The 13,227-nt window shown below is 54.2% G+C and carries 13 protein-coding genes and 1 tRNA gene; 11 read left to right on the top strand and 3 right to left on the bottom strand.

Going from position 1 to position 13,227, the window contains the following annotated elements; translation table 11 throughout:
- The first annotated feature begins 29 nt into the window (after window positions 1-29).
- Complete coding sequence (locus KF784_02600; GenBank protein MBX3117926.1) at window positions 30-539, top strand: sigma-70 family RNA polymerase sigma factor; 510 nt, start codon at window positions 30-32, stop codon at window positions 537-539.
- Between the two features lie 17 nt (window positions 540-556).
- The gene (locus KF784_02595; protein MBX3117925.1) at window positions 557-1,213 is read left to right on the top strand and encodes a hypothetical protein; all 657 of its coding nucleotides are present in this window, start codon (window positions 557-559) and stop codon (window positions 1,211-1,213) included.
- Window positions 1,214-1,277: 64 nt separating this feature from the next.
- On the opposite strand, the gene KF784_02590 is transcribed toward KF784_02595, so the two are convergent.
- Window positions 1,278-1,352, bottom strand: a tRNA-Val gene (locus KF784_02590).
- Between the two features lie 116 nt (window positions 1,353-1,468).
- On the opposite strand from KF784_02590, the gene KF784_02585 reads away from it, so the two are divergent.
- The 8 genes from KF784_02585 to KF784_02550 all read left to right on the top strand — a co-directional run bounded on the left by KF784_02585 (window position 1,469) and on the right by KF784_02550 (window position 9,364).
- Window positions 1,469-2,476, top strand: a complete 1,008-nt coding sequence (locus KF784_02585) for a formylglycine-generating enzyme family protein (GenBank protein ID MBX3117924.1) — start codon at window positions 1,469-1,471, stop codon at window positions 2,474-2,476.
- Between the two features lie 3 nt (window positions 2,477-2,479).
- On the top strand, window positions 2,480-3,925 hold the full coding sequence (locus KF784_02580) for an arylsulfatase (GenBank protein ID MBX3117923.1): 1,446 nt from the start codon (window positions 2,480-2,482) through the stop codon (window positions 3,923-3,925).
- 30 nt (window positions 3,926-3,955) lie between these two features.
- Entirely contained in the window at window positions 3,956-4,639 is a 684-nt protein-coding gene (locus KF784_02575) for a response regulator transcription factor (protein MBX3117922.1), read from the top strand.
- Window positions 4,636-6,153 (top strand): HAMP domain-containing histidine kinase, encoded by a 1,518-nt coding sequence (locus tag KF784_02570; protein ID MBX3117921.1) that lies wholly within the window; start codon window positions 4,636-4,638, stop codon window positions 6,151-6,153. Before KF784_02575 ends, KF784_02570 begins: the two co-directional genes overlap by 4 nt.
- Window positions 6,154-6,220: 67 nt before the next feature.
- The gene (locus KF784_02565; protein MBX3117920.1) at window positions 6,221-7,162 is read left to right on the top strand and encodes a hypothetical protein; all 942 of its coding nucleotides are present in this window, start codon (window positions 6,221-6,223) and stop codon (window positions 7,160-7,162) included.
- A gap of 273 nt (window positions 7,163-7,435) precedes the next feature.
- Entirely contained in the window at window positions 7,436-8,320 is an 885-nt protein-coding gene (locus KF784_02560; protein MBX3117919.1) for a prepilin-type N-terminal cleavage/methylation domain-containing protein, read from the top strand.
- Window positions 8,321-8,322: 2 nt separating this feature from the next.
- The gene (locus KF784_02555) at window positions 8,323-8,526 is read left to right on the top strand and encodes a hypothetical protein (protein ID MBX3117918.1); all 204 of its coding nucleotides are present in this window, start codon (window positions 8,323-8,325) and stop codon (window positions 8,524-8,526) included.
- 130 nt (window positions 8,527-8,656) lie between these two features.
- The gene (locus tag KF784_02550) at window positions 8,657-9,364 is read left to right on the top strand and encodes a hypothetical protein (GenBank protein MBX3117917.1); all 708 of its coding nucleotides are present in this window, start codon (window positions 8,657-8,659) and stop codon (window positions 9,362-9,364) included.
- Window positions 9,365-9,709: 345 nt separating this feature from the next.
- Here KF784_02550 and KF784_02545 read toward each other — a convergent pair whose 3' ends face one another.
- Both KF784_02545 and KF784_02540 read right to left on the bottom strand, forming a co-directional pair.
- Entirely contained in the window at window positions 9,710-10,210 is a 501-nt protein-coding gene (locus KF784_02545; GenBank protein ID MBX3117916.1) for a hypothetical protein, read from the bottom strand.
- Window positions 10,211-10,281: 71 nt separating this feature from the next.
- Window positions 10,282-11,853, bottom strand: a complete 1,572-nt coding sequence (locus KF784_02540) for a TROVE domain-containing protein (GenBank protein ID MBX3117915.1) — start codon at window positions 11,851-11,853, stop codon at window positions 10,282-10,284.
- An 857-nt stretch (window positions 11,854-12,710) separates the two neighbouring features.
- Here KF784_02540 and KF784_02535 point away from each other — a divergent pair.
- Entirely contained in the window at window positions 12,711-13,004 is a 294-nt protein-coding gene (locus tag KF784_02535) for a hypothetical protein (protein ID MBX3117914.1), read from the top strand.
- Window positions 13,005-13,227 lie beyond the last annotated feature (223 nt).

Below are 13,227 nucleotides of genomic sequence, written 5' to 3'. Positions count from 1 at the left end.
GATTCTTCTTGTTGGGCGAATCACTTGGCATGACCTCAGTCAAGACCGATCTTGCTGACCAACAGAGTCTCTTTCAATCTCAGATCGAGAGCCACAAGGGGATTATTTTTAAGGTGGTCAGCAGCTATGCGTGGCTTGCTGAGGATCAGCAGGACCTGGCTCAGGAGATCACTCTGCAGCTTTGGCGGGCGTATCCCAAATACGACCCCAGTCGGACCTTTTCGACTTGGATGTATCAAGTCGCTCTCAATACCGCGATCTCTTGGGCTCGGAAGTGGAAGCTGAGGAATCAGCATTTGACGACCGCCGAGGAACTTGCCGACATTCCCGAACCTACGAGCGAAGGGTTGGACTCACAGGCCTTGTATAGCCTGATCGCGGGTCTGGACGAGTTCAGTCGGGCTTTGTTGATGCTCTACATTGAGGAGCGCAGCCATGCAGAGATTGGCGAAATCCTCGGCATTAGTCCTCAGAACGTCGCTACGAAATTGACACGGTTGAAGCAAAGGCTTCGGCTGGAGGTCGAGCAGCAGAGTTAGGCTCTCAAGGAAAAACTATGGAAAGACAAGAAATGCTCAACGCTTGGAGCGAATTGCAAGCTCGGGTCGAAAAGTGTACAGCCCAACAGACGCGGTTGCAAGAGCAGTTGCAACAATCGAAGACAGTATCGATTCGTCGTCGAACCCAGAGGTCGCCGATCTGGGACCTGATCGTTGCTGGTGTTACCGCTATAGCCGTTGGCGGTTTTATGGCAGGGAACATTCAGGAGTTATTGGCTGCCCCAGCGGCTGGCCTCCCCGCAATTGCCGTGTTCGCGTTTGCGATTTACCTCATTCATGTTAGCGTCCGGCAGTTGATTCTTTCTTCGGAACTTGATTTCTCGAAGGCGGTCACTGAGACGCAGACTCAGCTGACAAAACTGAGGAAGCTTCGGCTTCAAGCGACGCAGTGGACATTCATTCTTGCTCTTCCGTTGTGGTTTGTGTTTCCGATCTTGCTCGGGCAGATGCTGATTGGCGCAGAGCTTATCTTTGCGCTTCATCCAGCGTGGTTGTTCGGGAATGTTGTATTCGGTCTGGCGATGATTCCTCCGATCTACTGGGTCATGAAGAAGTCGAAGTATGCGCAGTTTTTGCAGGACACGATTGTGGGGAAGGAAGTCGCGGAGGCTGAGGGTTTTTTGCGCGAGATTGAGGCGTTTCGGGCGGAGTGATGACCTCCCCACCCAACCCTCCCCTCCATTTCCGGAAAAATGGAAGGGAGGGCTTTTTGAAGAATGGTGGGCGGTATAGGATTTGAACCTACGACCCCTTCGGTGTGAACGAAGTGCTCTACCACTGAGCTAACCGCCCATGAGCGGTAAATTTACCCTATCTCGGCACAGTGAGGAGGGTCGAGAGGGGGCACGAGATACTTTCGTTTGAGGGCGAATGTTGACGTCTCGGGTCATAGTCTCCATACTCTTTCTATGCTTGCTTTGCGCTTGCTTGCCTTCAGCGCCCTTGTCTCCATTCTTGCTCTTTTGCTCGTTGCGGGATGCGGTGCGTCGGAGGATGTTGGGCCATCGGTCGCGAGTGAGTCACGCCCAGTTCCCAAAGGGATGGTTTGGATTCCACTAGGCACTTTCACGATTGGCTCTGATGAGGGGTTTGTGGACGAGTCGCCTGCTAAGGAGCTTAAGATGAGCGGGTTCTTCATGGACGAGCATGAAGTGACGAATGCGCAGTTTGCCGAGTTTGTGGAGGCGACAGGATACGTGACGGTGGCAGAGCGGGCGATTGATCCTAAAGAGTTTCCAGGCGTTGACCCAGAGAAGCTCAAACCCGGTGCGCTCGTTTTCGTTTCGGGCAAGGGTTGGGACTATGTGATCGGTGCGAATTGGAAGCATCCGGAGGGGCCGGGGTCCGATATTGAGGGCAAGGAGGATCATCCTGTCGTTCAAGTGGCATGGGAGGATGCGGGGGCATATGCCAAGTGGGCGGGGAAAGAACTGCCGACTGAGGCGCAGTGGGAATATGCGGCGAGGGGAGGGGTTGCTGGTCAGGCGTTTATCTGGGGCTCTGAACCGTTTGACGACAAACATCCACAGGCCAATATTTGGCAGGGGCAGTTTCCGCTCAAGAATGAGAATACCGACGGTTTCTTGACGACCGCTCCTGTGAAGTCGTTTGCGCCGAACAAGTTTGGGCTATATGATATGGCGGGGAATGTTTGGGAGTGGTGTGCGGACTGGTACAGCGCAGCGGCCTACTCGGAGATGGCAGACAATGATCCCAAAGGGCCGAGTTCATCGAATGATCCGGCTGAGCCGGGGGTCGCAAAAAGGGTGCTACGTGGGGGCTCGTTCTTGTGTGCGGATTGCTATTGCAAGGGGTACAGGCCGAGCGCGCGGATGAAATCTTCGCCGGACACAGGGCTGTTTCACTCAGGCTTTAGGTGTGTGATCAATCCGTCAAAGACCGATCCGGCAGAATAGGGCATGGTATCCGTTATCGCGGCGTTGGCCGTAACTGCCCTTCAAGTGAAACCCAACATCGTCTACATCATGGCCGACGATCTGGGATATGGCGAAGTTGGGTGTTATGGGCAAACCAAGATTCCGACTCCGAACATCGACCGACTTGCGGCTGAGGGAGTGAAATTTACACGGTCTTATGCGGCTAGCCCGGTGTGTGCGCCGACCAGGGCATCCCTTCTTACGGGGAAGCATCAAGGGCATGCTTCGGTCCGGGGGAATAAGGAGCAGGGGGGCTTTGGGCCGAACGACAAGGAGGGGCAGTTTCCCCTGCCACAGTCGGAGACGACGATTGCGGAGGCTTTGAAGTCGGGGGGATATCGGACGGCTTTGGTGGGGAAGTGGGGGCTTGGTGGACCCGATCCGGTGGAGCATCCTTTGGCGCATGGGTTTGATCGGTTTTACGGCTATCTATGCCAGCGTCGAGCCCACAATTACTATCCGCCGTACTTGTGGAGCGACCATCGTGTTGACCTATTGATGGGCAATCGACCGTACAACGCGCACCAGAAGATCGATGCTCCACTTGCGACGGCTGAAGAGTATGAGGAGCGGTTTGGTGGGAAGGACTATGCTCCTGAGCGGATGATGGACGCCTGCACGGCGTTCATTAAGTCGAGTAAGAGCCGGCCGTTTTTCCTGTATTACGCGCCGGTATTGCCGCATGTGGCTTTGCAAGCGCCTCGGGAATGGGTCGAGAAATTTCCAAAAGAGTGGGATCCTGCGCCGTACCTCGGGCAGAGCGGGTATCTGCCGAATCTTCGACCGCGGGCGACATATGCTGCGATGATCGCCTATCTGGACCATACGGTCGGAGAGATTTTGAAGGCGTTGGAAGTATCGGGAACGAAGGACAACACTCTGGTTATCTTCACTTCGGATAATGGGGCGACTTTCAACGGAGGCGTGGATCGAGAGTTTTTTGAGTCGAACGGGATTTTGCGAGCGGGAAAGATGAGCTTGTATGAAGGTGGGATTCGTGTTCCTTTCGTGGCGTCTTGGCCGGGGAAGATTCAGCCGGGGACGACCAGCGATCATGTTTCGGTTTGCTATGATGCGCTGGCGACTTTGTGCGATGTTACCGGGGTACGAGCTCCGAAGAATGATGGTTTGAGTTATGCGAAGGCTCTGGTAGGGAAGTCTTCGGCAAAGCGGGATTATGTGTACTTTGAATACCCAGAAGCGGCATCTATGCAGGCTGTGATTTTTGGTGATTTGAAGGCGATCAAACCGAATTTGAAGGGCAATCCGGATTTGATAGAGGTCTACGACTTGTCTGTTGATCCTGGGGAAAAGCGAAACATCGCTTCGGCGAGGCCGGACGTCGTACGTCGAGCCTTAGAAGTCCTGAAGAAAGAGCACGTTCAGAACCGTGATTTCCCTTTGCCGGGAGTGGACGCGGCGAAGTAGCTTGCGTGGTGTCGCTATACTTCAAAGACTTTGCGAATCCTTGCGATTGAAGACGACGAGGTGATTGCCGAGCGTTTGCGGCACACGCTTGAGAAGGAGGGCTTTACCGTCGATCTGGCCTTTGACGGGGTTGAGGGCTTGCGCATGGCGACGGGCCGCGCTTATCAACTGATTGTGCTTGACGTGATGATGCCGAAGATGGACGGGGTTGAGGTTTGCCGCGAGTTGCGTTCTCAGCGGGCGACCGTTCCGATTTTGATGCTGACGGCAAGGGATCAGGTGGGCGATAAGGTGCGGGGGCTGGATTCTGGGGCCGACGATTATTTAGCAAAGCCGTTTGATTTCGCGGAGCTTTTGGCGAGGATTCGGGCGTTGGTTCGGCGTGACAAGATCCACAAGACTCAGATTGTGCGCGTTGCCGATCTTGAAATCGATCCGGTCAGCCACCTCGTCACACGCGATGGCGAGGAACTTCACTTGACGAGGAGAGAGTTTTCTTTGCTTGAAGCTTTGGCTCGAAATCAAGGCCGAACTCTATCACGTGAATTGATTACGGAGCAGGTTTGGAATGACGTTGAGAGCCTGTCGAATACAGTCAATTTTCATGTGACGTCATTGCGGAAGAAGATCGATACTGGACGGGAACACAGTCTGATTGAGACCATTCATGGCGTCGGCTATCGCATCTCGGCAGGTGGAGAGGGGGACCAATGACGGGACTTTCTTTTCGCACGAAGCTTACGTTGCTGAATGCACTTGTCGTGCTGGTTTCGCTGTTGGGGATTGGCTTTGGGTTGATTTATACGACGCAGACGGCAGTGATGCGATCGCTTGATGGCGATATGCTGGCGCGATCTCGGCAGCTCACACGGAATGTGCCTCCGGCACTCGGGGGTCCGGGGTTTCAGGGGCAGCAAGGTTTCGGCGGTCCGGGCAGCTTAGGAGGCCCTGGAGGTCCTCCGGGACAGAATATGCCACCTGCTCAAGAGCGTAGAAATCAACCTCCGGTGGATGACCTTCCGGCTGTGGAACGACCACTCTTTTTTGGGGCTCAGGGTAATCCCGTTGCGCCGAACCCGAACGTTGGGCCGCTGGACCCGACGTCGTTGCGTGTTCAGAGCGGGCCGCCGATCCTCACGACAGTTGAGTTGGAGGGAGGCCGAACCAGGGTTTTGAGCCAAGCGATTGTTCGTGACGGGCAGTTTTTGGGGACGATGCAGTTTGGGAGGAGTCTCGAAGAGTTTGAGCGGTTGGTTGCGACGCAGACGAGGCTTCTATTGATCTTGATTCCACTAGCGTTGATCGTGGCAACGCTTGCGGGGTCGTTTCTGGCGAATCGGGCTTTGAAGCCGGTGATGGAGGTGACAGATGCGGCGGCGCACATTTCGGAGAGTGATCTGGCGCGTCGTTTGGATGTGCGTGGAACGGACGAATTGGCGCAGTTGGCGCTTACTTTTAATCAGATGGTGGAACGACTGCAACTCTCCTTTGAACAACGGGAGCGGCTGCTAAATGAGCTCCAGGATTCGCTTGCCAAGCAGAGGCAGTTTGTGGCGGATGCGTCGCATGAGTTGCGGACGCCGCTAGCGCGGATGAAGCTGACGACAAGTTCGGCGCTCTCTCAAGAGGGGGATGAGGGTGAGTTGAGGGAGTCCTTGAAGATTGCCGATGAGGCAGCAGATGGGATGAGCAGGCTGGTCCAACAACTGCTGGTGCTTGCGCGGGCGGATGCTCAGGAATCGACGCTGCCAGTGGGGCCGGTTTTGGTGAGGGAGGCGATCGATGAAGCGGTTGAGCAGTTTGATCCTAAGTCGGGGGCAACGATTCGCTCTCGAGTAGAAGATGAGTCTCTGGCTATTTGTGCGAATAAAGAAGACATCGTTCGATGTTTGGTGAACCTGCTTGGTAACGCACGTCGGTACACATCGGCGACGGGGTTGATAACGGTTACTGCCAAAGCGCGTGGAAATGAGGGCATCTTGAGCGTTGAAGACGACGGGGCGGGGATTCCTGCTGAACACGTTGACAAAGTGACGGAGCGATTTTATCGGGTGGATGAGGCGCGGAGTAGGAAGGATGGCGGATGCGGGCTTGGGCTGGCGATTTGTAAGTCGATTGTGGAGGGCTATGGCGGTGAGCTCAAGATTACAAGTGATGTGGGGAAAGGGACGTTGGTTGAAATGCGGTTCCCGATGGATGCTTCTTCAAAAAGTGACGATTCCAAATAACTTTCAAACAGTTGCTAACTAAATTGATGTGCGAAGGGTCGAGAACGATCCGTAAAGGAGTACAAAAATGGCTAGCAACAGCTACCTCAAGAGTTTCGTGATTTGCAGTTTCGGCATTGTTGCCGTTTTTGCAAGTGCGCAAAATCCGATTCATGGCGAACAAAACGGAATTTCGTCCGACGTTGTCGCGTTTGTGAGTTCCAGCGATCCATCCGGCGGCCAAGTTGGCGGGCAGGGCGGGCCTGGGCAGCGTGGTGGTCCCGGTGGACCTGGACAAGGCGGCCCAGGAGGCCAGCAAGGTCCTGGCGGTATGCGCGGGCCGGGCGGTCCGAATGGTCCTGGCATTCTGATGATGCCGGAAGTTCAGAAAGAGCTGAAGATTACTGAGGCTCAGAAAGTGAAGATCCAAGAGATTTTGGAGAAGTACCGTCCAGAACCGCCACGAGGCGGAGATCGGGAAGGACCTCCTCAAGGCCCGCCCGACAATGACGATACGCCGAAAAAAGTCCGCGCCGAACTGAAGCGGGTTCTTGACGATGCCCAGTTCAAGCGATATGAGCAGATTGAGCTGCAGGTTGCTGGGCCAATGGCGTTTACGCGTCCTGAAGTGGGCGAAGCGCTGCGCTTGACAGAGGATCAGAAGCAGAAGATTCGTGACATCCTTCAGCAGATGCGACCGCCACAGGGCGGACCGGGTGGACCTCCTCGCGGCGGCGGTGGCGGTGGCGGCGATGATCTCGATCAGCCGTTACTTGGCGGACAGCAGGCCGGACCCGGACAGCACGGGGGGCAGGGTGGTCCTGGCGGCCAAGGTGGCCCGGGCGGACCCGGCCGGCAAGGCGGTCCCCCGATGGATGGCCAGATGCGTGAGCAGTTGATGGGCAAGATCATGGAGGTCTTGACGGCAGACCAACGGTCGAAATGGAAGCAGATGGTTGGAGAGCCGTTTGCATTTCCGCGACGCGGCCCCGGCGGTCCTCCTCCAGGCGGTGGTGGCGGCACGCTTTAGACTCACTGCGCAAGCAATTGAAGGTCCCCGGAATCGGGGGCCTTCTTTTTTTTTTTGGGTAGGCGCTTTTGGGTTAGCCGTTTTCATGTGGGTTAAGGATTAGGGTCAGAAAGCGCGTCGTGTGTAGGTTCAAGCCTTGTAATTGGGCAAATGCTTTAATAAAAAACTATTTTTTTGGAGGATTTCTCTTCTTTTTGGATAACACTGGTAACAAGGGATGATTTAGGAAGCCCTAATTCAAGCGTCCGAGTTTGGGCGCTGGGAGGAATTTACATGCTTAAACGTGCATTTACGTTAATTGAACTGCTCGTCGTTATTGCGATCATCGCCATTCTGGCGGCGATCCTGTTCCCGGTCTTTGCACAGGCAAAGGCTGCAGCGAAGAAGACGTCGGCTATCAGCAATTCCAAGCAGATGGGGACCTCTTCGATCATGTATGGCGTCGATTACGACGACTATTATGCGATCGCTTTCTACAGAGATTCGGCCCCATTCTACAGTGTGGTGCCGCCCACTGATGATGCAAACATACATTATCTAAACTATCCATACAATAAAAACGCAACTTTGTTTACGGATACGATGGACCCTGCTGGTGAGAATGAACGAGAGACATATGGCATTCCCGTCCTTGCTAGTAGCGTGCCGTACCAGTATCAAGCGATGCAAAAAGTATTCAACCTGGGATTCAAGTGTGATTTCGGAGTGAATACGCAGTTCATTCACCCTCAGGGCTGGGATGGATCTGCTACTCATCATGTTCCGATCTCTCAGACAATGGTCTATAACATCAGCAAGACCATATACTCGATAAGTAGCATTTGGGATCGCAGGTCAAGCGGTACACCAGTTGGTGGTGGAAACTACGAAGTCGATGCCCCTTGCATTTATGATACGAACTTTAATGACCTGCGACCTGGGATGTCAGATTGGCCGGGATACTGGTGGTTTGGCGGATGGAATCCCTCAAGCCCACTTGCTTGGAACGTCTATGGAGGCGTATGGCCGTGGCACGGCGATAAGGTCATCATTACTTACACCGATTCGTCGACAAAAGTTAAGCCGATCACCGCTGTCCCCGCTGGTTGCAATGTGCTTGACGGTCATGCAGGCACCGCGTTTGACCTGAGCGTGTACGAATGGGATGTTACGGGTTAGCCATGACAAAGCGCGTGAGCTTACTGTCTCTATTGTTTCTAACAGGCTTGTTTAGCGTCATGCTTTCTGGGTGCGGAGAAAAACAAGACAATCCTGAGCAGACTGTGAAGGATATGCAGTCTCAAAACAAGCCGCAACAAGAGATGCCCGAGAACCTCAAGAATCGCGGAATGTCGCGCGGCGGAGGTGGCAAGGGTGGACAGTAGTTAAGTATCGTTTGCCTGAAAGCCGAGACTCATATTCTCGGCTTTCCTGTACAATGAATTGCCTTTTAAGGCACAGATAATATTGAATAAACATGGTATCTAAGCAAAATCTTAGATATTTGGGGAGAATATGAGAATATTGACTAAACAAGCAGCCATCGCAGTATTGATGAGCGCCTCAGTAATTGCAGCCGCAGGCACTATCGAGATCATCTCAGCAAATGCTTCAATTAACATTTGGGGTGGTAGTATTCCATCGCCATATACCGGTAGTTACGATACACAAACCGGCGAGATCGACGTAGGCATTGGAGTGTTCCTGCAAGGCCCTGGTAGTGTTAGCTCAAGTGCAAACTTTGATACAACCTATACTTGGCAAATCAAGTATGTTCCGGACAATCCATCCGATTTGCCAGGCACAAGCCCCTATAGCGTTCAGTTGAAGCCAAGGCAGAAAACTATGGCTAAGGCTGCATGTGGAGGGATTATTATCCCCCACTCTTCAACTTCATATGCTGATCTTGCAGCAGGAATTGGAGCCTTTCGATCTGCATCAGCAACCTGGAATGGTGGGCCTGTTGTAGATCAGGATGGAGGAGTGGATGTAACTGATCCTTGGGAGTTGCCAACACAGCTGTCAACGACTACTGTATTTCAACTTGTGAACGGTCAATGGATAGCTAACCCTTCTGTAACCCTATACAATTGCTATATGAATTGCAGTGGGACAACATCTGGCACAACCAGCGTTAAGGTAAATATCACGGCCCAATCAAGGATAATCCAGCAAATGAGAATAATCCAGGTTGGAACCCAATCCTTCTCAGATTATCCGTAATCTAAAAGTGAGAAGATCAACGCTATCAAAAAGTCGTTGCCTTGTGAAGGATGTTTGATATCTACCAGCTTTTTGCGAGGTGGCTACACCAAGCTGTATTTGAACGAGAATGATGGTAACTCGGGATGAGAGCGATAAAACTGTAATGTTATCTCTCCCATCCTGAGTTCTGTCTTATAGACGGTGGTGAGCAAGGTGCGTAGGGGTTTTGCGCTTAGTCGATCTTTGGACTAGGCGTCGAGTTAGTGAAGGTGAGCCAAGAGGCGGCTCTATGATCTTGTTTGCAAACTGGAGGACAGCGCACGGAGTGCTTCTCGGCTAGGGTACGGGGGCGGGAGGCTGAGCCTACGGGGGTGAAAGGTGTTTTCGGGCGAACGACGCGAGTTCTGGGTTTGAGGCGATGACGACGGTTGGGTTTGCGAGTCGGACGAACGCTTCGAATCCGAGTTCGCCTAAGTCGCCATGTTGTTTGAATTCGTCATAGACGGCGTGAAGCACTTGAGCCTGTGTGGGTTGGAACGGGAATGCGTCCATCCATAGGCCGATTTGGTTGTTCTTAGCTTTGTAGGCGACAGCTGCGACGAATTGGACTTCGCTATCGTGCGATTGTTCGCCAGGGGCACCCTCTTGCCAACGCCCCTCGAATACGACAAGTCCTGATTGTTTGAGGTCAGCTTCCGTAAGTCCCTTGTCGTTTGGGCTTTCTGCCGAGACGAAGAAGCGCTTTTCTGGGTTTACAGCAGTGACCATGACCTTCCCGCCGATTTCGACAATGAAGACGTCTTTTGACATCCCGAACCTGGTTAGGGTCTCGGCAAACTTGTCGAATGTGACAGATAGGGTCATTTGTTTGGGATAGTTTAGCGTATTCAAACGAGGAGCAGGCTGGCTTATTGCAGCCAGCCTGCCGTTTGCCTTCAGCTTAGCGCGAACTCGCGCAGAGCCTGCGGCACCGCCGCATCGAATCCGACGACGTCCAGCATTCCCTGGTCGCGCGGATCGGCGATGGTGAACTGGTTTGCGCACATCCCCATCACGACCAGCTTCGCCGGGATTCCCATCTTCTGACGGTACTCCTCCAGCGCCTGGGCCGGGTGGATATGCCCGAACCACGTCTCGCTGTCCGTGTAGACCACGAACACATCGACGGGCCACTTGTTCTTCGTCGCGTTGATCATCGGCAGAGCGCAGTCCGTTCCGCCAAAGTTCACGTTCTTCGTGTGCTTCAGGGCGTCATCCAGGCGCATCCTTCCCGAAATCGGGAGCGGCTGCAGACCGTGGTTGAACGCCATCGGACGCACGGAGTCTTCCGTCGCAACGGTGACCATCGCCATCGCGGTCGCCGCCTCGCATGCGCTCAGCTGTGTTCCGGCGACGGTGTAGGACGCCATTGAACCCGAGACGTCTACGCCCAGCAAGAACCTTTTGCCGGTCGGCTCTGCGTTTGCAAAAGCCTTGTAGAAGGCCTCGTCAAGCGCATCGACGATCTTCGGCACGGGCGTCCACGAATGCTGTCCGCGGAATCCCTGGCCTCTTGCGTAGGTTGCCTGAGCCAAGAGGATCGCCAGCGGGTGCACGCGCGCACGCTTCAACGCCTGCTCGTTCTTCAGCCTCTCGATGACCGTCTTCGTGCCGTCGTTTCCGACTTCAAGCAGACCGCACCTGGTCATGTTCGCCAGGTTGCGAATCATCGCCGTCATCGGCATCGACTCCAGCAAAGCCTCCCACACTTGCGCGTGGGTCAGCAGCTCGGTCGGCACACATTCGCGCGTCATCCTGTAGTCGCGGATGATCTTCGCGGCGGCCTTCGGGCTGTCCGTCTTCTTCAATCGCTCGAATGCTTCGATGCGGTCGTTCGATCCGGCAAACACACCGTTGACGATCCACTTGAAGATCACGTTGTGCTCTTCGGTGGTCGCCTTCGGGTGCGACAAACGCAACAGGTCACGGTGCGACCAACCGCCGCGCTGCTGATATTTCATCGCCTGGTAAGCCAAATCCTCCGCAGACGATTCCGTGTACCAACGCTGAACCGCCTTTCGGAGACCGCGACCCCATCCACGCAACTCCTCGGTTTCGGAGATGAATTGGAAAAGGTGGGTTCCGGTTCGGCAGACGCGCGGGACCGCGGCAAATGCGGCCTGGCGCACCGGCGTCTCCCCGAAGGAAGCGCACAGGGCGAGGGCAAAAATCGCAGCATCGTTCTTCGGCGTGCGTCCCGACTCGCTGATTTCAACGATCCGGGCAACGACCTTTTCGCCGTCGAGCTTGATCAGCTCCATGACGTTCTTAGCGTTGTCGCGCGTCAGCTTATGCTCACCGATGTAAAAGGTTCCACCCTCGGTACCCAAGATCAGGAACCTGTCGAGCAGAGCCCACGCATCGGGGGTCCAGACGAAACCGCCTGCTGAGTTCTGGACCTGTCCAGCACCCGGGATAGCCATCTTCTGCTTTGTCTTCTTTAAGCTCAAATGCTTTGTGAACCTCATGTTCTTATCACCTTTTCCTTTTTTGTTGAGATCAGAAACCGGAAATCGGAAATCCGTGATCTGTAATCCGTGATTCGTTTTTGAATCCGGGCAAGGGTACGGCGGAGGGAACATATCCTGAGCCTTGCTTGCGCTTGGCCCCTACCGCTTAAAAGGCGGGTGCTGGAGTCGAACCAGCTATCACGTTAACCCTCCGGCTCCGGCCCGGACATAAATCTGCGGTCGGCGATCAGCTATCGGCGATCAAATTCGCGACGTACGATTGCCTACTGTTGTCTGCTTCACCAAGCGTGAGCTACGAATCGCTCCTTTTTGCTTTCCGGGCAAGTAGCGGGGTGGGTAGGTGTGTCAGGCGCTCTGTCCAGACTGAGCTGCCGGTTCGTTCGACCGAACCGGGTGGGACTCGAACCCACGTCCTCCTGATGTGATAACCCACGACCTTCGGCCCGGAAAGCCGAAATCGAAACTGTTCGATCCGTTGGACAAGTGATGCCCTGGGTTGCTTCAGCTTAAGGCGGATAACCCAAGCGCTTCGGCCCAACGGAAACCAATTCGTGCGTGGACAAGTGCGGGCTGAGAACCGAACGCCAACGTGAGCGGCCTTTCGACCCTTCACGTGCCTATACACTTGGCTTGTCGCATCGCCCGCTCGTGATTCGGGCAACGTTCGGATGATTTGGTGCGATAACTCAACGCCATCGGCCCACGCATTGGAGAACATGAGCCTTGCAGACAAGGGATGGCTTGGGAGTTGTTATCGCTAGGCAGCGCCGTTAGACTCTGCCCCGTTTGCTGGTAACCCAAACCGTCGGCCCGCAAGACCTCGATCTCTCAGAACTCGTCGAAGGGCAAAAAAAATGCCGGTGAAGGAGCTTTTTCCCGCGCCTGTCATTGCCCAGGCGCGGCGTGTAAAACCGGCCTTAGGCGAACGTCGAATATGTGTTGCCCGGGCATTTTTGCCGGGGCGCATTGGCGAGACTTCTGGCGGCCGCCAGATCAATCACCTTTGCTTGTTCGTTGCCTTTGTACATAACTTTCTTCTTCATCATCCTGAGATTTTTTGTCCGGGCGAAAATGCGACGATTGGGATGATCAACCTAAACGATAACCAATCCGTCTCCGGCCCGGAAACCTTTCGGAATCCGTCGTAGGACGAGCATTATAGACAGGTTGATCCGTTTGAAAGCAAACGCCGTTGGAATAAAGACCTAGTTTGAGCTTGTCGGGCTTATCGTCAGGGAGATGCAGAGTTAGACGATCGTTCGTTCTTTGAAGCGTTAGAGAGATGTGTGGCGGTTGATTCGACGGGGCAGACGTTAGATGCGATAACACTAATGTTCAATGCCAAAGAATAGTCGAAATTTGCGCAATTTT

The sequence above is a fragment of the Fimbriimonadaceae bacterium genome (assembly GCA_019638775.1).
GTDB lineage: Bacteria > Armatimonadota > Fimbriimonadia > Fimbriimonadales > Fimbriimonadaceae > JAHBTD01.
The sequence above is the reverse complement of the archived record's forward strand: the minus strand, read 5'-3'. Positions and strand labels throughout refer to the sequence as shown.

Excerpts from the sequence above, each read along its gene's own strand:
- KF784_02570 (MBX3117921.1), top strand. The coding sequence starts at position 4,636 with ATGACGGGACTTTCTTTTCGCACGAAGCTTACGTTGCTGAATGCACTT.
- KF784_02535 (MBX3117914.1), top strand. The coding sequence starts at position 12,711 with ATGCCGGTGAAGGAGCTTTTTCCCGCGCCTGTCATTGCCCAGGCGCGG.
- KF784_02580 (MBX3117923.1), top strand. The coding sequence starts at position 2,480 with ATGGTATCCGTTATCGCGGCGTTGGCCGTAACTGCCCTTCAAGTGAAA.
- KF784_02555 (MBX3117918.1), top strand. The coding sequence starts at position 8,323 with ATGACAAAGCGCGTGAGCTTACTGTCTCTATTGTTTCTAACAGGCTTG.
- KF784_02600 (MBX3117926.1), top strand. The coding sequence starts at position 30 with ATGACCTCAGTCAAGACCGATCTTGCTGACCAACAGAGTCTCTTTCAA.
- KF784_02585 (MBX3117924.1), top strand. The coding sequence starts at position 1,469 with ATGCTTGCTTTGCGCTTGCTTGCCTTCAGCGCCCTTGTCTCCATTCTT.
- KF784_02545 (MBX3117916.1), bottom strand. The coding sequence starts at position 10,210 with ATGACCCTATCTGTCACATTCGACAAGTTTGCCGAGACCCTAACCAGG.
- KF784_02565 (MBX3117920.1), top strand. The coding sequence starts at position 6,221 with ATGGCTAGCAACAGCTACCTCAAGAGTTTCGTGATTTGCAGTTTCGGC.
- KF784_02550 (MBX3117917.1), top strand. The coding sequence starts at position 8,657 with ATGAGAATATTGACTAAACAAGCAGCCATCGCAGTATTGATGAGCGCC.
- KF784_02595 (MBX3117925.1), top strand. The coding sequence starts at position 557 with ATGGAAAGACAAGAAATGCTCAACGCTTGGAGCGAATTGCAAGCTCGG.
- KF784_02540 (MBX3117915.1), bottom strand. The coding sequence starts at position 11,853 with ATGAGGTTCACAAAGCATTTGAGCTTAAAGAAGACAAAGCAGAAGATG.
- KF784_02560 (MBX3117919.1), top strand. The coding sequence starts at position 7,436 with ATGCTTAAACGTGCATTTACGTTAATTGAACTGCTCGTCGTTATTGCG.